General features: G+C 40.2%; 23 protein-coding genes. 7 read left to right on the plus strand and 16 right to left on the minus strand.

What is annotated here, in order from left to right; all coding sequences use genetic code 11:
* Positions 1-65: 65 nt before the first annotated feature.
* From HPE56_RS11370 to HPE56_RS11400, 7 genes are all read left to right on the plus strand, one after another.
* Entirely contained in the window at positions 66-830 is a 765-nt protein-coding gene (locus tag HPE56_RS11370) for an LOG family protein (protein WP_188243879.1), read from the plus strand.
* Complete coding sequence (locus HPE56_RS11375) at positions 827-1,297, plus strand: DUF2141 domain-containing protein (RefSeq protein ID WP_188243880.1); 471 nt, start codon at positions 827-829, stop codon at positions 1,295-1,297. The genes HPE56_RS11370 and HPE56_RS11375 overlap by 4 nt, the downstream gene beginning before the upstream one ends.
* Complete coding sequence (locus HPE56_RS11380) at positions 1,294-2,190, plus strand: hypothetical protein (RefSeq protein ID WP_188243881.1); 897 nt, start codon at positions 1,294-1,296, stop codon at positions 2,188-2,190. Before HPE56_RS11375 ends, HPE56_RS11380 begins: the two co-directional genes overlap by 4 nt.
* 12 nt (positions 2,191-2,202) lie before the next feature.
* Positions 2,203-3,045 (plus strand): ATP cone domain-containing protein, encoded by an 843-nt coding sequence (locus HPE56_RS11385; protein WP_188243882.1) that lies wholly within the window; start codon positions 2,203-2,205, stop codon positions 3,043-3,045.
* 222 nt (positions 3,046-3,267) lie between these two features.
* On the plus strand, positions 3,268-3,660 hold the full coding sequence (locus tag HPE56_RS11390; RefSeq protein ID WP_188243883.1) for a group III truncated hemoglobin: 393 nt from the start codon (positions 3,268-3,270) through the stop codon (positions 3,658-3,660).
* A 304-nt stretch (positions 3,661-3,964) separates the two neighbouring features.
* Positions 3,965-4,696, plus strand: coding sequence for an iron-sulfur cluster repair di-iron protein (ric, locus tag HPE56_RS11395; protein WP_188243884.1), 732 nt, complete (start codon positions 3,965-3,967; stop codon positions 4,694-4,696).
* A gap of 15 nt (positions 4,697-4,711) precedes the next feature.
* Complete coding sequence (locus tag HPE56_RS11400; RefSeq protein WP_188243885.1) at positions 4,712-5,173, plus strand: hemerythrin domain-containing protein; 462 nt, start codon at positions 4,712-4,714, stop codon at positions 5,171-5,173.
* A gap of 90 nt (positions 5,174-5,263) precedes the next feature.
* Here HPE56_RS11400 and HPE56_RS11405 read toward each other — a convergent pair whose 3' ends face one another.
* From HPE56_RS11405 to HPE56_RS11480, 16 genes are all read right to left on the minus strand, one after another.
* Positions 5,264-5,653 (minus strand): hypothetical protein, encoded by a 390-nt coding sequence (locus HPE56_RS11405; RefSeq protein ID WP_188243886.1) that lies wholly within the window; start codon positions 5,651-5,653, stop codon positions 5,264-5,266.
* Positions 5,650-6,069, minus strand: a complete 420-nt coding sequence (locus HPE56_RS11410) for a GreA/GreB family elongation factor (RefSeq protein WP_188243887.1) — start codon at positions 6,067-6,069, stop codon at positions 5,650-5,652. The genes HPE56_RS11405 and HPE56_RS11410 overlap by 4 nt, the downstream gene beginning before the upstream one ends.
* A gap of 203 nt (positions 6,070-6,272) precedes the next feature.
* A complete protein-coding gene (locus HPE56_RS11415) occupies positions 6,273-7,565 on the minus strand; it encodes a Glu/Leu/Phe/Val family dehydrogenase (protein ID WP_188243888.1) in 1,293 nt (430 codons plus the stop codon).
* Between the two features lie 508 nt (positions 7,566-8,073).
* Positions 8,074-8,553, minus strand: coding sequence for a GreA/GreB family elongation factor (locus tag HPE56_RS11420; protein ID WP_188243889.1), 480 nt, complete (start codon positions 8,551-8,553; stop codon positions 8,074-8,076).
* 292 nt (positions 8,554-8,845) lie between these two features.
* Positions 8,846-10,168, minus strand: a complete 1,323-nt coding sequence (locus HPE56_RS11425; protein WP_188243890.1) for a sigma-54-dependent transcriptional regulator — start codon at positions 10,166-10,168, stop codon at positions 8,846-8,848.
* Positions 10,169-10,170: 2 nt separating this feature from the next.
* Positions 10,171-11,259, minus strand: a complete 1,089-nt coding sequence (locus HPE56_RS11430; RefSeq protein ID WP_188243891.1) for a sensor histidine kinase — start codon at positions 11,257-11,259, stop codon at positions 10,171-10,173.
* Between the two features lie 50 nt (positions 11,260-11,309).
* On the minus strand, positions 11,310-12,515 hold the full coding sequence (locus tag HPE56_RS11435) for a hypothetical protein (RefSeq protein WP_188243892.1): 1,206 nt from the start codon (positions 12,513-12,515) through the stop codon (positions 11,310-11,312).
* Between the two features lie 32 nt (positions 12,516-12,547).
* The gene (locus HPE56_RS11440) at positions 12,548-13,330 is read right to left on the minus strand and encodes an ABC transporter permease (RefSeq protein ID WP_188243893.1); all 783 of its coding nucleotides are present in this window, start codon (positions 13,328-13,330) and stop codon (positions 12,548-12,550) included.
* Complete coding sequence (locus tag HPE56_RS11445; RefSeq protein WP_188243894.1) at positions 13,323-14,033, minus strand: ABC transporter ATP-binding protein; 711 nt, start codon at positions 14,031-14,033, stop codon at positions 13,323-13,325. Before HPE56_RS11445 ends, HPE56_RS11440 begins: the two co-directional genes overlap by 8 nt.
* On the minus strand, positions 14,030-15,268 hold the full coding sequence (locus HPE56_RS11450; RefSeq protein ID WP_188243895.1) for a nitrous oxide reductase family maturation protein NosD: 1,239 nt from the start codon (positions 15,266-15,268) through the stop codon (positions 14,030-14,032). Before HPE56_RS11450 ends, HPE56_RS11445 begins: the two co-directional genes overlap by 4 nt.
* Complete coding sequence (locus HPE56_RS11455) at positions 15,268-15,561, minus strand: cupin domain-containing protein (RefSeq protein WP_188243896.1); 294 nt, start codon at positions 15,559-15,561, stop codon at positions 15,268-15,270. The genes HPE56_RS11450 and HPE56_RS11455 overlap by 1 nt, the downstream gene beginning before the upstream one ends.
* A gap of 86 nt (positions 15,562-15,647) precedes the next feature.
* On the minus strand, positions 15,648-16,085 hold the full coding sequence (locus HPE56_RS11460) for a nitrous oxide reductase accessory protein NosL (protein ID WP_188243897.1): 438 nt from the start codon (positions 16,083-16,085) through the stop codon (positions 15,648-15,650).
* A gap of 31 nt (positions 16,086-16,116) precedes the next feature.
* On the minus strand, positions 16,117-16,737 hold the full coding sequence (locus tag HPE56_RS11465; protein WP_188243898.1) for a hypothetical protein: 621 nt from the start codon (positions 16,735-16,737) through the stop codon (positions 16,117-16,119).
* Positions 16,738-16,866: 129 nt separating this feature from the next.
* Positions 16,867-18,822 carry a Sec-dependent nitrous-oxide reductase gene (nosZ, locus tag HPE56_RS11470; RefSeq protein WP_188243899.1) on the minus strand — a complete coding sequence of 652 codons (1,956 nt, stop codon included), beginning with the start codon at positions 18,820-18,822 and terminating at the stop codon, positions 16,867-16,869.
* A 30-nt stretch (positions 18,823-18,852) separates the two neighbouring features.
* Complete coding sequence (locus HPE56_RS11475; RefSeq protein ID WP_188243900.1) at positions 18,853-19,437, minus strand: fasciclin domain-containing protein; 585 nt, start codon at positions 19,435-19,437, stop codon at positions 18,853-18,855.
* 11 nt (positions 19,438-19,448) lie between these two features.
* Positions 19,449-19,958 (minus strand): c-type cytochrome, encoded by a 510-nt coding sequence (locus HPE56_RS11480; protein WP_188243901.1) that lies wholly within the window; start codon positions 19,956-19,958, stop codon positions 19,449-19,451.
* Positions 19,959-20,077 lie beyond the last annotated feature (119 nt).

Consider the following 20,077-nt stretch of genomic DNA (forward strand, 5'->3'; position numbering starts at 1 on the left):
GAAAGACAACTTAAAAATAGTTTGAACTTGATTCTTGAGTTGAAACTTGATACTCGAACTTTACTATGAATAATAATAACAGATTACAGACCGAAGAATCCTTATTTCTGAAAGGGCCCTTGTCCAGGTTCAAGGAATTGTTCTTCACATTTAGGGTAATGTTCAGTTTCATCAAGGGTTTCCGAAAAATGCACTTTATCGGACCCTGTGTCACTGTATTCGGGTCAGCACGTTTCGATGAATCAAATCCGTATTATATTAAAGCCGAGGCCGTTGGTGCTTCTTTGGCAAATCTAGGTTTTACCACCATGACAGGTGGCGGCCCTGGCATCATGGAGGCTGCAAACAAAGGAGCCTACGAAGCTGGTGGCTATTCGGTGGGTTGTAATATCATCCTACCCTTTGAGCAAAAACCAAATCCTTATTTACATAAATGGATCGATATCCGTTACTTTTTTGTCCGCAAGTTCCTTTTGATCAAATATTCCTATGCTTTTGTGGTGATGCCTGGAGGAATGGGTACTTTGGATGAACTGTTCGAATCCATAACACTGATCCAGACGAAGATGATCCAAGATTTCCCCGTGGTCATCTTCGGAACGGAGTACCATAAAGAACTCTGGCAGCATATAAAAATAATGGCAGAAAATGAAAGCATAAGCCCAGAGGATATGAAATTACTTTTTGTTACAGATTCCGTTGAAGATATGGCAGAACATATCAAGACCTACTCCATCAAAAAATTCAAATTGGTCAAAAAGGAACAAAAACCTAAGTGGTGGTTCGGGGAAAGTAACCAAAAAGTTGCCGCAATACATAGAACAAAATGAAAAAGGACAAAATTTCGGGATTCCTTACCCAATTGGTCTTCTTGGCCTTTATCTTTCTGACTGTAATATCATTTGATTATCCTATTCAAAAAAAGAGGAACACTTTAATTATAAAGGTTGAAGAACTTCGTAACTCTAGGGGGGTAGTACAGTTTACCTTGTACAATAAGGAAGGTTCAATTCCCGATACTAAATTCAAGGCCTATTATAAAATGGGAAAGTCCAAAATAAACAATAGCTCATCTACCAAAATTTTCACCGATCTTCCCAAAGGAAGATATGCGATCAACGTGTTGCACGATGAAAACGAAAATGGTAAAATAGACAAAGGATTGATCCTGCCGACAGAGGGTATTGGATTTTCCAACTATACCAGCATCGGGTTGTCAAACCGTCCTAATTTCTCCCAAGCGAGTTTCGAACTGCATTCCGATGCTACGGTGTCCGTAAAAATAATTTACAAATGAGAAGGTATGGCTACATACTGATCCTATTCTACTTTTTGGCACAGGTAATCCATGCACAAATAAACGACTCCCTGCCCAATCTTGACCTCGCAAAAATAGCGCAGGTCAACCAGAGTGATAGCTATATCACATTTCCTACGGATATCGGCAATATGGAACCCCTGATGTTCGAGGCCAACGTTAACCCCAGTTTTGTCATCCGTGAACAGAAAGATTCACATTTGATGGCGGTGCTAACGTCTCAGATTACCATTAGAATGTATAATGAAGAATCGTATCCCGTAAAAACGCCCAGCTATATTCCGCAGATAACCTTTTACTATTTGATGGGGGATAAAAATCTAGAAGACCATTATACATTTTTCGGCAAATTTGCACACCATTCCAACGGCCAGGACGGCAATTTCTATAATACCGATGGCAACATCAATGTACAGAACGGCAACTTTTCCACGAACTTCTTTGAACTGGGTCTGATAAAAACATCGTTTAGCAAAACGTTGAACGCCTCCAAGTTTTTTAAAAGTTCCCTTGAAGTGCATCCCCGAAGTTGGATGCTTGACGAATTGCACGGCAAGTATAGTGGCTTTCGTTGGCACAATGCCTTTTTCGCTTACAAACTCCCTGTAAAAATGGGACATCGTGGATCGGTAAGAGCAGATTTCTCATTAAAGGCCGAAACCACATGGATGATTGACAATATCAATGATTGGGACACCTTTAATTTTAAAAGATTCAATATCGGATTGACATTCTACTACCATCCTAAATTTTTGGAGGATATCGGCTTTTTCATACAACTATACCATGGTATGGATTATTATAACATATACTTTCAACATCGATTGGATATCGTTCGATTTGGGATAATGACCGAATTGTTACGCTTTTGATTCAAAAAAAATATGGACAAAAACAGATTATCCATCACAAAGAATTCAGGTGAGAAGGAACCCTTCTCAATGGAAAAGTTTAAAGAATCGCTACAGGTCTGTGGCGTAAAAAACGACGAGGTAGAATCTATTGTTCAAACTATGGAGCCACAGTTATATGATGGTATAACCTCTAATGAAATCCATAAAAGAATCTTCCCCCTTTTAAAGAAATACAACCGTTTGTACGCTTCAAAATATAATCTAAAACGGGCTATTTTTGATTTGGGACCTACTGGATATCCTTTTGAGAAAATGGTAAGTGCATTGTTGCATCATAAAGGATACAACACCAAAGTAGGTGTAATTTTACAAGGAGAATGCGTTACCCATGAAATAGACGTTTTGGCAGAAAAAGACGGGGACGTATATGCTATTGAATGCAAGTTTCATTCCAAGTCCGATTATTCAAGTAACGTTAAAACGCCCCTATACATCAATTCGAGATTCCTGGACATTCAAAAAAAATGGAACTCGGACACCAAAAACAAAACGCATTTAAAACAGGGTTGGCTGGTTACCAATACCCGTTTCACCACTGATGCCATCAATTACGCGAAATGTGTGGGTCTAACATTATTGAGTTGGGACTACCCAAAAAACAACGGGATAAACAAAAATATAGATGAATTCAGTTTATATCCTGTTACGGCATTGACCACATTGACACAACATGAAAAAGAACAACTGATCGCAATGGATGTAATCTTAATCAAGGAGCTTAGTGAAAAAACCAATATTTTGGGACAACTCAAATTTTCCCCAAACAAAATAAAGCAAGTACTGTCAGAGGTCCATCAGCTATGCCGCATTTAAATAAATGATCAAAAACACTCTGGAAAACCAAAAAAACAAGATATATGCATTATTTTATGAAATAAACGCTCGCCTTCATTCTTTTATATGCGAACATGGCATGTAATAAAAGAAGCAGGGAAAGCCCTAAGGACTTTTTTAAAATCGATATTTTTACCACGATTGTCAGTGAATAATTGGGAAGGATTATTGTCCTTCCTTAACTATAATATAAGGAACGCCATGCAAACGAAAAAAGACATAAAAAATAGGGAAGATGTTTCCTTGTTGATAAACACCTTTTATAAGAAAATACGGAAGGACGAAATACTAGGACCTATCTTCAACAACATTATTTCGGACTGGGATGCCCATTTGGAGTTGCTGACCGATTTCTGGGAAACACAATTGTTCCTTAAGCGGAAATACTATGGCAACCCTGTAACCGCACATCAGGAAGTAGACGACAAAACAAACCATACCATTTCATCCGAGCATTTCGGTTTTTGGCTAAACCTTTGGTTTGAAACCTTGGACGAATTATTTGAGGGGGAAACTGCCTGGGTTGCCAAGAACAGGGCCCAAAAAATGAGTACTATGTTATTCATGCAAATGTATCAACATCGGAAAAAGTAATCTGCCAATTTCAAAATACCCCTCCTCGCATAAAACTTTTGGACAGCCATTCATGCTACACAAATTTTAATTCGGATATTTTTGTCCTATTTAAAAATAATACTATCTTTGTACAGGTCTGGATTAAGGAAGTGCAATGCCGACAAACCGTGGAAACGTGTTGACCTACGATGCTGGGTAATAAATCAACACACGAACCCCGAGGGAGGGCTTAAGCTATAAAAAACCAAATCATCTTAATCTTAAATAGGACAATTTTATCCTATTCAATCATAAAACAGTCAAAAACAAAATCAAAGCTATCATGGAAAATACACTTAAAACAAACATTGGCGAAATAGTGGCCGAAGATTATCGAACCGCGCAAGTCTTTAAAGCGCACAATATAGACTTCTGTTGCAGGGGTAACAGGAGTATACAGGAAGTGGCCGAAAAAAACAAACTGGATGCGGATAAACTATTCAAGGAGATTGAGGAGGTATTGAATCAAACCCATGCCGATACTATTGATTTTAAATCATGGCCCTTGGACCTACTTGCCGACTATATTGAGAAAAAGCACCATCGCTATGTAGAAAAACAAATTCCCGTATTAAAACAATTCTTGACAAAGCTATGTCAGGTTCATGGGGAACGCCACCCAGAACTATTTGAAATTAGCGATCATTTCACGAAGTCCGCTGATGAATTGACCAAGCACATGAAAAAAGAAGAGTTAGTGGTTTTCCCTGCCATACGCAAAATGGTAAAAGCCACACAAAACGCCAGTGTTTTGGACAACTTTCATTTTGGAACCATTCAAAATCCAATCCAGGTGATGATGCAGGAACACGATAATGAAGGTGAACGATTTAGGCAAATAGACGCCTTAAGCAACAACTACACCCCTCCGGCAGATGGTTGCACCACATACAAAGTAGCATTTTCGTTGCTCAAAGATTTTGAAAATGACCTACACAACCATATTCATTTGGAAAACAACATCTTATTTCCAAAAGCTGAGGAATTGGAAAAACAATTGGGCGATCCACGATAAAGGCCATACGAAAGGATGAAAACATCACCCATAAAAAGGAGTAAGGCATTAATGCCGGTAAGTCGTGACCATCATTACGGCTTACTCCTTTGTTATAAATTACGGACTGGCTTCAGTAAGAACATAGCCCCTGAAAGAATGAAACGGTACACCGATTGGTTCTTTAAAACGCACCTCATACCCCATTTTGAGGTGGAGGAAAAATACATTTTCCCCATTTTAGGCAACCAACATGAACTGGTAAAAAGAGCAATTTCGGAACACTGCGCAATGGTTGGTCTTTTTGAAAATACCCATGACATTGAACTATCGTTGCATCAAATAGAGGAAACCTTAAAACAACATATACGTTTTGAAGAACGTGAATTGTTCAATGCCATAGAAAAGGTCGCCACCCAAGCCCAACTAGCTTTAGTTGCTGAATTTCATAAAGATGAAGATTTCATAGACAACCAAGACGATCCTTTTTGGGAATAAAAAGACGAACAAACTTAATTTTTACTTAAAGCGCAGGTCGATTCCTATTGACAACGCATTCGTTGATGGCATAACCCCCCAATACCACGGTTATCTTTTGGCATTCAAAAGTATTTTGGAAAGTACCTTCCCTTTTAATGCCCTGTAATTCCTAAGGTGCTCAAGATATAGGTTACGATGCTTCTCATGATTATTCAGATAGAAGGCATCACAGGCCATATCATCGCATTCCTTTGCATTCCGCATCGCGGTCTCATAACGGTACATTGCCCCGGATTTCAACGTATTCTCACGACGCATGGCCAATAGTTGGGCATAGAGATTGGCATCGTTCAACATGAGGTTTTCAATATCTATAAGAAAATCCAATTCCTGGTTGATATACTCCAAACTTTCCGTCCACCCCTCCAGTTCTTTTTTATCCTTCTTGAACATGATCCTGCTGTCGGACTCATGTTCATAAAATAGTCGTGTGCTCATAATACCATGCTCGCATTTAATTTTTGATTCCCCTGCTCCACCTTCTCAATCGTTAAGTTCTGTTCCCCCGCAGGAAACTCCCAAACAATGGTATCGCCCTCGGCATAACCAATAACCGCAGAACCCATAGGTGTCAACAACGATATCTTACCGTGCTTTACATCACTTTCCGCGGGTGTGACCAAAGTGAATTCCTTATTCCATCCTTTTTCAGAAACTATAGTTATAGTACTATTAAAGCGAATCACATCCTTGGGCATATCCTTTTCGTCGCATATTTTTGCGGATTCCATCTCACTATTCAACTTTTTAATGGATTTCCCCAAGGTAACATCCTTGTAATACCTCGAAAGATTCATTAGCTTTTTCAGCAGAACATATTCCTTCTTTTCTATGACTAAATTTCCGTATTTCATTTTTTTATTATTTAAGTTTTAGGCTACCTCCATTGATAAAAAGGGAGAAACCCAATTATTTACCAATAGACATAGGATTAGTAGGCCCAAGGATTGAACCATCATCCTTATTCGGGATATGGTCAACGCCCTGAGCCTACCCCCCACATGGGGAAACAATAAGATATTGACTATCTATTTACACTCTTTTTCCCGTTGATGTATCATGGGAAAATTCCACGTTGCTCATACGCTTGTTCCAATCGTTCTATGGCAATGATAAAAGCAGCAGACCTCATATCGACACCCCTTTCCTTGGATGTTTTGAGCACCCTGCTAAACGACCCCCGAAGTTTCTTTTCCAACTTTTCCATTACTTCTTCCAGATGCCAGATCTCCCCGTTCCTGTTTTGGAGCCATTCATAATAACTACCGATAACACCCCCGGAATTACATAATATATCGGGAATGATATCAATACCTTTTTTCAACAAGATCTTCTCTGCCTCAACATCAGTTGGCCCGTTGGCCCCCTCAGCAATCAAGTACGCCTTGATGCTTGATGCATTTTCCGCAGTTATTTGGTTCCCTAAGGCGGCTGGCACGCAGATATCACAATCCAAGCCAAAGAAATCCTTGTTCTCTATCGCTTGGGCATCCGCGAAGCCCAATATGCTACCTTTATTGGCTTGGGAATACTCCAATAACTTTTCGACCGAAATACCATCCTCGTTGTAGACACTACCAAAAGCATCTTGGACAGCGGTCAATATCGCTCCTTCCTTTTCAAGAAAATAAGCAGTCCAATACCCTACGTTACCAAAACCCTGTACGATGAATTTCTTGCCTTTAAGATCGACTTTCTTGTTTTCGGCCCAAAACTTGATATTTAGGAAAACCCCAAATCCTGTGGCTCTATCCCTTCCCTCTGAACCTCCAACACCTAAAGGTTTTCCGGTAACGACATGCATGTTCTTTGACCGCTCATTAGGCGATTTGGTAGACATATACGTATCCAAAATCCATGCCATTACCTGTGGATTCGTATTTACATCAGGTGCAGGAATATCCAATTCCGGCCCTATGTTATCCCCCAAGGCATAAGTAAACCTACGGGTAATCCGTTCCAATTCCGATTGGCTGTATTTAGAAGGAAGCAATTGTATTCCCCCTTTGGCCCCACCGTAAGGCAAGCCTGCCAAAGAAGTTTTCCAGGTCATCCACATGGCCAAAGCCCTTGCGGCATCAATATCAACCGTAGGGTGATATCTCAATCCTCCTTTATAGGGACCCAACGCGTTATTATGCTGTACCCTATACCCAGTGAAAACCTCTACTTCCCCATTATCCATTCGGACGGGAAAATGCACGACCAATTCGTTATTGGTCACTTCCAATATTTTACGAATATTGGCGTTTAGGCCGATTATATCGGCGGCATGGTTGAACTGTCGCATAACGTTGTCCAACATACCCTGTTTTTGTTGCCTTTTTTTCTTTGGCGTTTTTGTTATCATCTACTTATTATTTAAAACTAATTGTCTTTGGTTCTTACTCCTTTTAAAATTACCATTATTATGCTTACCGTAAGCTATTCCTTCATCCAAATAATGCTCATAATCACTGCACAAGGTAATATTACTTTTGTCCGTTGTCAATTCACAAAAGGATACAAACCGGCATGTAGAGCAAATACTTCTATTATATTTTTGTCGCATCCAAATTCTATTTAAACCCGTATTAATATCAGAAATACCTAACCGACTCTCCCTATTAAAACCAAACAAATTCACTTTCGGGAAAGCCGGATAGATAACACCACCAAACTAACTATTTTGAACATCGCCAACATGACTGTGCATTAATTTCAAAGTCATCGGATATAAACCTGTGGTTACCTAAGAATTGGCGACCTCCATTATGTTTGACCCTAAACTGCATTGTACCGTATTTAATTATTTACTTCAGTAACTACTATTTTGTTATCCGCAACACGTTTTTCGTAATTTGGACTACCCTCCCAATCTATATGAATTGATTTTTTGGATATTTAGGCAGAACGTTCGTGAATACTTCTTCGGAAATATTCACTTTAAAATGTTTGGGGCTTTGTTTAACCCTCTTTATTTTAAGTTTAATAATATTGGAAGGCAAACCATAATTGATACAATCACCCTCTGACAAACCTATTACAGAGGCACCCAACGTACTTTGCACGGATAATTTATCCTTTTCTATATCCTTTTCCGAGGGCAATACCAACTGGAAGGTTTTACACCACCCCAATTCGCTGCGCACGGTAACAATCGAATACAGCCTAACAATATCTTCCGGAATATCTTCCAAATCATATATCTGGGCATCTGACATATTCTCCTCTAAAGCCTCCAATGCATCTTTATGGGCATAATCCTCGATATAGTGATTCAGCTGTACATAGCGCTTTATCATCACAAAATCCTTCTTCTCAAAAACCAGACTTCCATATTTCATTTTTTCTTCCATATCCCCCCTTTATTGTTCCATCGATCCATACTGACCGACGTACCATTTACGGCTTTCCATTTCCCCTTTTGTATTAGATGGGCCCTAGTCCTTCGAATAGCCTGCACAAAGAATTGGGTCATCATAGGATGCTGTTTTCCCCTATTGGGCAAAAGGCATGCCCAAGGCATGAACAAACGATCAACTAAAGCACAACCACCTGATTATAAGTATGTTATAAAACTAAATGAAATAGGGATCCAAAAAGTAATCGGGGAGTTTTACCCCTGATGGGGAATTTTTACCCAGTAGGTTATTTCAATTTCTCACGCAAGGTCTTACGATCGATCTGAAGAATTTCGGCCGCCTTAGTCTTGTTTCCTTGGGTATGGTTGAGCACTTTTTGAACATACTCTTTTTCCATCTCTTGAAGGGAACGGAAATTGGAATCGGGAAAGTCAATTTGAAATTTCAACTTATCTGGCAAGTCACCGACACCTATAGTGCCATCGCTCATAATGACGGCCCGTTGAATGACATTCTCAAGTTCACGTACATTGCCTGGCCAAGGGTATCTTTTCAATATCTGAAGGGCATCTGGTGAAATCCGCAACAATCGGTCTTTGTATTCGATACCGTATTTTCTTATAAATTTCTCGACCAAAAGCGGTATGTCCGATTTTCTTTTCCGCAATGGTGGTACATCAATCTCAACCACGGTCAAACGATAGTACAGATCTTCCCGGAACCTTTTGTTTTCAATTTCTTCGAGCAGATTGGAGTTAGTAGCGGCTATCACACGTATGTCTACCTTTTCTGTCTTCCTAGCACCTACTTTAGAAACTTCCTTTTCCTGTAATGCCCGTAATAATTTACTTTGAACTGCTAGTGATGCTGTTCCGATTTCGTCCAAGAACAAGGTACCCCCTTGGGCTGCCTGAAAGAATCCGTCGCGGTTTTCATTGGCCCCTGTGAAGGCTCCCTTCACATAGCCGAAGAATTCCGACTCCTGCAAATTTTCAGGAATCGCCCCACAATTGACCGCTATAAAAGGAGCTCGGGAAAACTTACCCGAATAGTGGATAGCCCTTGCCACCAATTCCTTTCCTGTTCCACTCTCCCCTTTGATCAGAACCGTAGCCTTATTGTCTTTTACCCGCTCGATAATATCGGTGACTTTGCCATATGTATCGGATTTACCTACCATATCGGGGTACAAGCCATCTTGGTTGGCTCTAATGGTCTTCTTGGAATCCTTTCGTTTAGAACCTTGTTCAAAAGCCTTTAACACCCCTTTTCGTAGCTCCTCCTTGGTAAAGGGTTTGGTCAAATAATCGGTAGCGCCTGCCTTTATGACCTCCAAAGCCCCAGAAACGGAAGGATACCCCGTAATGACCAATTTCGGCATTTCGGGATAATGTTCATCGGCAAATTTCAACAACTCCAAGCCATCAACCCCAGGCATCTGAATATCGGTGATCAACAAATCAATATAGGTGTCTTTCAAAATATACAAAGCCTCCTTTACAGAAACAGCCTTATAGGTATGATAATCCATGGATTGTAGATGGCGCTGTAATAGCTCCAAAATATCGATATCATCATCGACCAATAAAATATTCTCCTTGTGTAGCATAGTTACAATTTAGGAAAGTTGACGGTGAATACAGTACCCTTAGGATGATTTTGCCTATGGCTTATACTTCCCTTGTGGCTACTGATAATACCATGTACCACACTTAGTCCCAAACCAGAACCATCGCCAATCGGTTTCGTGGTGAAAAAAGGTTCAAAGATCTTATCCCCTATCCCAGGATCAATACCTGGACCTTCGTCCTTTATATGGATTTTGTTGTTGTTCTTGTTTCCTTCCACCTCAACGGTAATTTTCCCTCCCTCCGGTGAGTAATAAACCGCATTCATAATGAGGTTAAAAAGTACTTGGGTCAATTGAACCGTATCGGCCCTTAGTTGAATATCCGCAGCGCCAAAAGACTTTACCAATTGTATTTTCTTTGCCTTTAAGGAAGGCTGTAATAGCTTTAAAACGTTATCTATAATCGGGTTCAGCTGAATGACATCCATTTCTTGTGGCATCTCGCAGGCGAAGAACATCAATTTCTTTACGATCTCGCGACTAAAGATGGTATTGTCAACAATCTTTTGCAAGTCCCTAGAGGCTTCCTTGTCCGATATCCTCTCCTTTAACAATTCGGTGAACCCTAAGATATTGGCCAAGGGGGTGTTGAGCTCATGGGCAATGCCGGCAGTAATCTCACCCAAAATGTGCAACCTATCAGTCCGTTCCATTTGCCGCTTTACCTTCTCCTCACTATCCTTTATCTGTTTTCGCTCCAATAGGTTAGACACTGCCAGACTAATATTATCCAACAGAACCTCTTCCTCCTCCAAAAAATCGGATTTCGAATATTTGTATTCCGGGTATCCCACCAAAATATGACCATCAACCTTATTAAAGACCTTGATTTCAGATTTTATGGTAGTCATTAAAGTGCTGAAACCCTTTGTCTTCACCCTGTAAACACCACTCTTTATCTCGACCTCCGCATCCTTATCAAATTGCCAGGCTTTTTTTAGGCAGTAAGCAATGGCCTCGAGTGAAATATGAAGTTGATCGTAATCTGAATTAACAATGATCGAGGTTACTTCATGAAGACAAGTAAGCTCCTTGATCCGTTCTTTTAATATAGCCTCGGTTGAATTCATCCGTACTAAAATAATAGTTAGTAATGGTGGGATTTGAAAATTTCAATAGATCATTCCAATTCCCCTTGCCCTTTTCGTACAAGCAAGGTAACCAAACTTACAAAAATCAGTAAACTCGCGAGGGCCAAACTTCCAAAATAGCCCTTAAAAATACCAAAACCCAACCAAGCGGCGATACCCTTGTAGAAAATCAGACCCTCGGTAAGGACAAATCCAACAAAAAACAGAAAGAACGACCCTACCGACAATCGCAATAATTTAAAATAATCAAGGAACAGGAATAAACCCATGGATACCACACCTAAAAATGTCAAATGCAAATACCCTATGGTAAAATCGGTAATCGTAGCTGCCAAATTTGCAAAATAGGGAAATGCCGATACCAATTGCAGGAACATTTTAAGTGCCAAAAGCACTCCAATGGTAAACACTATTTTCATCTGTAACCGATTGAATACCAAATACATTACTTCTTTATCACCCCTACCGAACCTAAATAGGACAGTCAATGCCACAATCTGAAGCATTGCGCCAGCGCCACCAATGATATATAGAAAAATAGTGGGTTTGATCCAAAGGGTAGAAAGAAAGAACGAGGCCATTATCCCTACGTTGATTGTCCAGAAAAAAAGCTTGAAGGTCTTTGGTGGTATCTTCATCCCTTTCCTTTCGAGAACATAAACAAACAACCCCAAAAGGGCAAGAACCATCCACCCATTATATTGAAAATGGAGGTAAAAATATATCGACAATCGGTACCAAATAGACCCAGCACCCAAGGTATTCATTATTATACCCAAACACCAAGGCCCTATACTTGATAATACCATGTACCATAGGGCCAATTTTATACATTGATAGGAATTTGTAGGTATGTTTTTCGCTGGGATATGCTTTAAAAAAAACCATACAAACCAATACGAGGCCAATAGGAACAAAGTTGAAAAAACAATGGAGAAAAGGGCATAGCCCTGAAAAGGGAATGTCACCAACATACCTACCAAGGTCAATTGGGTAAACCAAAAGATACGTCGATATTTCACTTCAAGGGCCTTATTGGCCAAGAACAACTTATATAACAGGGTGGTCAAACCCATATAGACCCAGCCCATCAGGGCAATATGGGAATGTCCATGCACGACGAACTTATAATTGATGGGAATTTCAAAAGAGTGGAAAGACCGTAATACCACCCCAAAAAAAGCTGCTATTACAAAATAACCCAGCGCTACGTTTATATGCCTCTTAAGATTCATATTGCAAACAACTTCTTTGAAGCGAATGTAGTCTAAAAATCCTTTCTCTTCGATTTATAGGCCAATCTCCACACGGGAAGAATTGTCCATAACACCAGCATGCCCAAGGAAACGAACAACCCTAAATTGGTTCCGAAATAGGATTTGAATACGGCTCCAGTATAACCCAGCAAAGCGGAGATATCCAATTTCAACAAAATCAGGGTCCTTGACAAATCAATCGGGTTAAAGGTCGTAGCCGCCAATGAAAAGGAATCCAACGGATATTCCTCAAAAATTATCAATGACAATAAAAAGAGTCCATCATAGATAACAGCCAAGAACAACCACATGAGAACGGCATAACCAAAACCCTTGATTTTATTTTCATTGGACAGGGCTATATTAAATGCCAATGCCGTGAAGATCATGGTCAAGAATGCCCCAGTGACCAAGAGCAACGAAAAATCCCAAATGGCATCGCTACGGAACAATCCGTAGAGCACGAAGGGAATTCCCAATCCCAAAACCAGACTCAATGTAAGGGAACCTGCAACACCCAAGTATTGCCCCAAGAATATGGAGGTACGCTTTAAGGGTTGTGCCAACAGCAGTTCTGTAAATTCCTTGGAGTTATAAAAATACATAACCCCGAAAATCGTACTGATCAAGGGTACAAGAACAATGATCACATTCATTAGGGTGATGACCGCCTTCGAAAGATCCTGGTTCAAAAAAAGAAGGACAAAACCCAATGCCAAGTAAAAAAGGAAGTACACATAACTCCATCGACTTCGCATTAAATCGTAAAAACTATATTTAAGTATCTTAAGCATTTGTAGTATGGGTTGATATAGCCGCTATGGCATGTTCAAAATCACTTTGTTCGGTTTTGGCCATCAATTCATCAATCGTGCCTTTAAAGTAAATGTTACCCTCTAGAAGGTACACTATCTTATCGGCCATTTCTTCGACAAATTGCATAATATGGGTCGTAATCAAAATAGTTTTTCCCTTGCCCTTTTCCTGCAGGATCAATTCCTTTAATTTGATCAGTGATGCTGGGTCCAACCCCGTAGTCGGCTCATCGAGAATAATCAATGGACTATCGAACATAAAGGTCAGTACGATATTGACTTTTTGCTTGGTCCCTCCTGAGAGTGTCGCCAATTTCTTGTCTAAAAAGGGTTCTAGGCCAAAAAGCGTTATCAGCTCTTGTTCCCTACTGGGTTTTTGACGTAGATCCTTGATCATACGAATCAGCTCCCTCACCTTAAGATTACCAGGGAAATTGGCAATTTGGGGCAAATAGTCGATTTCTTGTCGGTACTTCCAATTTTTTCTAACGGACGCCCCCAAGACCGTAAGGTTCCCTTTGTTGGGGACCACCATCCCCAAAATACTTTTGATCAAAGTCGTTTTTCCTGAGCCATTAGGACCTAAAACGGCAAAAATCCCCCCTTCATTAATATGTAGGTCCAAATGGGAAAGCACTTGGTTCTTTCCAAATTTCTTATGTAGATTCTCTATCTCTATCATTCTGCTTTTTTCATTAAGGGTAAGGTATCCAAAAGATTATCGGGTGTAAATACGGGAGATACTTTTTCGGAAAAATCAATGATATCCATAAACAAACTGCGCAATAGCACGATCGTTTCCGGTGTCCGATTCACAATGTATGAAAACAATTTCACGGGGCGATAGGGCACATCACCTATCCCGTCTTTATCCAAGTCATAACCTGTATAATTACTCCAATAATTATTCTCGAACTTATTATCGTTCAGCTTGCTATTATAGGAAATATCAAAGGAATTGTACAGGAAATTATTATGCTCGAATGAATTGGTATAACAAGCCCCAAGAACCTTTACGGCCCAACCGTTATTGATAAAATCGTTATTCCTATAGGTAATACGGTTGGAACCTTCAATGTTGATCCCTATGGTATTCTCTTCAAAAGTGTTTCCGATAATCTCTGCATCGTTGATTTCCTTGAGTAGCATACCAAAGGCTGCAGTACCCCAATTTTGTCGAAAGGTATTACCGACCATTCTAATGCGCTTGGAAAACATGACCGCTACACCTGCGCCATTCTTCTCGAAAGTATTATTCGTATAAACATCATCATCTGAAAACATAAAATGCAGGCCATACCTAAGGTTATTGGTACTCTCATTGTCATTGATGGTTATGTGGTCTGAAAACTCCAGGTAAATACCGTCCCTTACCCCTTGAACAATATTTCGGTCAACCTCAACATGGTGCGAATACCACAATTGAATACCGTTGCCGGAATTATACTCATCTACGGCATCCCCAACAATCTTATTGTGATACACTTTACCGTGATTAGATTTTTCAAGATAGATGCCAAAAAAAAGCTTTTCCAACACCACATTCTGTATAAGGAAGTTTTCGCTTTTGACCACCCTAATGGCGGCATAATCGGTCGTATAACTCGTACCAACATTGATAATGAATAGTCCGTCTATGGTAACGTTATCCGAAACGACCCGTATGATCTCGCCCCGGTCTTCCCCATCGATTACAGGAAAGTTTTCACCCAACAAGGTCATAGGTTTGTCTACAAGAAGATTAAATTCCTTGTACGTCCCTTTTTTGATCAAAAGTGTATCATAATCCGAGGCTATTCCAATCCCCTCTTTTATTGATTTCACCTTACAGTCAGGACAGACCGTTATGGTTTTGGCCCACAGTGAATTCCCAATCAGGAAAAGTAGGACCAATAAATGTCGATTGTAATATCCCATTATCGAATGACCAAAAATTTAGAATTCACCACCGCTTCCACCCAATGTTTTTCCTCTTTTGGGAAGTTGAAGTACTGTTGCTCCTTTAATCTATGGTTCTCTCCCTTGATATGGAAAATTATCTCCCCTTCCAATACCACTAAATGTGCGTGGGTGGGTGAGGTATGTTCCGGAAAAACCTCCCCTTTTTCCAAACTGATATTGAGTATTTCATAATTTGGTGACTTTACCAACTTTTGTAATTGGAATTTATCAAAACCCTGTTCAACTATTTGGTTACTTATTTCATACATGGTATATCGTCTTTTTTTAAATAATGGGAAATAGGAATCAAGGAACATTTTATGTCCTTTCCTTCTGCCTTTCTATACAGGTATGATCAATGCACCTTAAACCTTGATTTCAACGCTTCCCATGTAAATAATTCCCCTTGGTTCTCCGCTTCAATCAGTTCTGCCTGTTCTTGGGTGTAAAAAGCGGATAGGTATTCGCCCATAGGGCTAGGTATACTCTTACTGATCAAAAAAGTTGCATCCTTAGCGTCGATTAACGTACCGGGAGCATGAAAATCATTAACCAAAAATAGTTCAATTGTCGTAACATCGACTTCTTTCAAATGATTCATCATGCACTCTACAGCATCAAACTTAAAGGCCTTCCCTTTTTTCGTCACTATTTCAGCCGCATGCTGCTTATCAACAATTGTCATTGAACAGAAATGACATCCATCAGACCCGTAGTTGATGGGTTTTGGACTAACCTCACAGGATACCATGGCCAATAGTACCACCGTTAAAAAAATGTATCTACTTATCATAGGTATTAACTTTTATAGGATTTATGGTTTCTTAGGTGTTCTTAATCTTACCCGCTTCCTTCTTGCCGACAAAGAATGCCACAACCGTCAACATCATACCCACGAACATCATATAAGCCCCTACATGCGGTAGCGAGGTAACATCAAAATTCAACATTTTTTGATATCCCAATAATGGCGGCTTATAAGTCATGGGTGTACCATCTGGATTGACCACCTTTATGATGGCATGTGGATCTAGATTGGACCCATAATCAAGCAGCCAAGCATTGAAATCATACATTCCCAATACCCCCAAAATACTCATAAGTACAAACCAGCCTAAAAACCATTTATAACTTACTTTGTTCATATAGCCTAATAGGCCAATAATAACGCCTAGTAATACCATCCCCCCAATGACATAGGGGAAAACAGTGAACTCCCACATCTCTTCCGGCTTTGGAATGACTTTCATACCAATATAGTGGTTGAGTCCGTCAATATTCTGAAGATCGAACTCAGACACTCCCTTAATTCCGGTGATGTGTATATTCATTCCCAAAGGATCTGGGTATTGCGGTGCACCTAACATGATATTCCATAGTGGAAAAAAATACAATCCCAAAAGTAATAATGGGCCAATAATCATTAAAACACTTGCTTTTTTCATCAGTTATACTTTTTGATGGTTTACGAATTGCGTTTGGCTGTGATAGGTTGCTGTAAAATTGTAAAAAGCGGGCAGGTCATAGACGCAGCCCGCTTTTATTATTGAAATAAATAAATGTTCTTCTATAAATTATTCACCTAAGGACCATGTCAGGTCAACATTTGAATTGGTCGGCGATACCCTAACATAACCTTGCATTTCTTGGTGTAAGGCCGAACAGAAATCGGTACAATAAAATGGCCATACCCCAACTTGCTTAGGCTCCCAAACCAATGTTTTGGTTTGACCCGGCATGATCAACAACTCTGAATTGTTGGCTCCGATCATTGCAAAACCGTGTGGTACATCAAAATCCTGTTCATGGTTGGTAATATGGAAGTATACCTTATCGCCCACCTTTATCCCTTCAATATTATCAGGGGTAAAGTGACTACGGATCATGGCCATATAAACATGCACTTCGTTCCCATCACGTTCCACTCGAGCATCATTTACCCCAAGTGTTGCCCTAGGATGTTTATTCTCGGCAAGCTTATATATTTTTTGGGACTTCGGTGCTATGAGTTCCGCAGGTATTCCCGCTGCATAATGCGGCTCACCATGTGTTGGGAAGTCATAGATCAACTCCATTTTATCCCCGGAAATATCATATAACTGGGCAGAATGTTCCAATTCAGGACCCGTAGGCAAGTACCTATCCTTGGTAATCTTGTTCATGGCTACCACATACTTACCGAAAGGTTTTCTGGAGTTACCACCAGGAATCATTAAGTGACCCACAGAATAATAGGTAGGTTTTCTATCGACCACTTCCCAAGTACCCAATTTCCACATTACCACTTCCGAAGATATAAAGAATGTAGTATAGGCATTGCCCTCACCGTCAAATTCGGTATGTAGGGGACCGAGGCCTCCACTTTTCACGGTTCCTGCCAATACATCCTCGAATTTAAGAATTGGAATGCCATAGGCCTCTCCATCGAATTTTTTGCCTTCAATAGCAGCCAACATCTTATCAAAAGAGTGTACAGTAAGGTCAGCGGAAAGCTTTCCGTTACCGATAATATAACTACCCGTAGGATCCACATCACAACCATGGGGTGATTTTGGGGTAGGCAAGAAATAAACAGCTCCGGGAACCTTGGTGGGATCCACGGTCAACACTTCTTTCTTCATGGTTGAAACAGCCGTATGATCCTCATCGCTATATATGTTATGCGCGTAATTAGCGGGTATTTTGGTACCACCCCCATTGTTTACGTACTCTTCGATTTTCTTCCAATTAATGGCAGCGATAAAATCCTTGTCATTCTGGGAGGCATTAACCTCTAACAAGGAATTCGCTTCCTCGGTATTATAGGTGGTAAAGAAGAACCAGCCATGTGATTTTCCACGTCCAGGATGTGAAAGGTCATAATTGAAGCCAGGCATCAATATTTGAAACTTAATATCCATTTCCCCATCTTCCGGATCTACACTGATAAAGGAAAGTGCCCCTTTAAAATTGCCTTTGTATTCATTGATCGGCATATCCCTTTGGGGAACCGGCACGGAAAAACGTGTACCTGCGACAACATACTCGGTGTTTTCCGTAATGAAAGAGGAACTATGGTTACCCGCACTATTGGGTACCTCTATAATCTCGGCCGTCTCAAACGTTTTTAAGTCGATCCGTGCTATACGGGGTGTATTGTTTCCGTTGATGAAAATCCAACGACCATCCAATTCACCATTGGTTTGTGATATATCAGGGTGGTGGGAATCATCCCATGGCACAAAACCAAAGGAAGTATTCAACATGGGTTTTGTTTCCTCGGAATAACCATAACCATTGGTAGCAAATTGCGAAAATACCGGGATTTCCTTGAACATTCGTCCTGAAGGCAAGCCATAAACCGTTAGGTTACCACTATACCCACCTGACATAAATGCGTAAAATTCATCTTGTTCCCCTGGTGCCACATAAACCTTCTCGGCATTGTTGGAGGCCAGTGCCCCACGGGATTTCTTACCCGAATCATTGCAACTGGTAAAGACCATCACCAGCCCTAAAAGGGAAAGTATCGAATATTTGATTTTTCTCATTGTATTTGTATTAGTGTTTATTAAAGTTGATTATTCTTTGGTTGGCGGCAAAATAACCTTATCAATGACATGTACGATACCATTACCCGCTTTTATACTTGCAATGATTTTGGCACCACCAACATATACGTCATCACCCTTAACTTCAACAATCGCATCTTGACCATTGGCCTGACCTACTTTTTTGAACTTCTTCAAAAAGTCCTTACTATAGTTCCCAGGGGTTACATGATATTTGAGGATATTTGCCAAGGCTTCCTTGTTTTCCGGTTTCAATAAATTTTCAACCGTCCCTTCTGGCAAAGCCTCAAAAGCTGCATTGGTAGGAGCGAAAACCATTAATGGTCCCGCATTGACCAATGAGTTTTCCAGTCCGGCCGCTTGTACCGCAGCTACCAATGTGGTATGATCTGGCGATCCGATAGCAATCTGCAATACATTGGGTGTTGACCCATCGTCCTCTATAAAGGCCTGCCCTTGTTTCACTACTTCTTCAGAAGTCTCTGTAGAAGAGGCCGGGGCAGCTTCCGTTTTGGCTTCATTCTTACATCCGACAAATAATATCAGCATAAGAAATGAACCAATCAATAATCCAAGTTTGGTTGTTGTTTGCATAATGGATAGGTTTATAATGTTCTGAAATACTCAAGAACAGCGCGAGCCTGCTCTTCCGTAAGCCCCTGATTGGCCATAGGAGACCCATTGAATTCCGTCAAAAGGTCTTTGGCCAAGGGATCTTCCTTAACCATTTCTTGAGGATTAAGTATCATATTCATTACCCATTCCGGAGTTCTTCGTTCCAAAACACCGTTAGGTGGTGGGCCAATGAATTTTTTGCCGATCCTATGGCATGCCAAGCACATTTGGTCATACACTTCCTTACCTTTTGCCGCCATCGCATCATCAATGGTTTCATCCAAGGTAATCGATTTGATGGGACCCACACCCTTGTTGGTCAAATCAACACGTTCAGATGCCTTGTCACTTGAGGCAGCAGGGGTTTCAACGGCCTTTTCGGTAGTTGTTGTCTTTTGTGGTCTTACACTAAAACCATCTTTTTTCTTTTCTTCCTTGCCACCACAACTAAGCATTAGTAATGACATTAAAAAGATTGCACTTTTAAAAGGTATTTTCATAGTTTTTGTATTAGTTACAATTATTGCGGTAAAATTATTCTTATTAAATCTCCCAAAAAATGACATTAGTCATATTTCGGATAAAAAAGTCTTTTTATTTTTGTTGCCATTAATACCAT

It is taken from the genome of Maribacter aquimaris, from assembly GCF_014596745.1.
Lineage (GTDB): Bacteria > Bacteroidota > Bacteroidia > Flavobacteriales > Flavobacteriaceae > Maribacter_A > Maribacter_A aquimaris.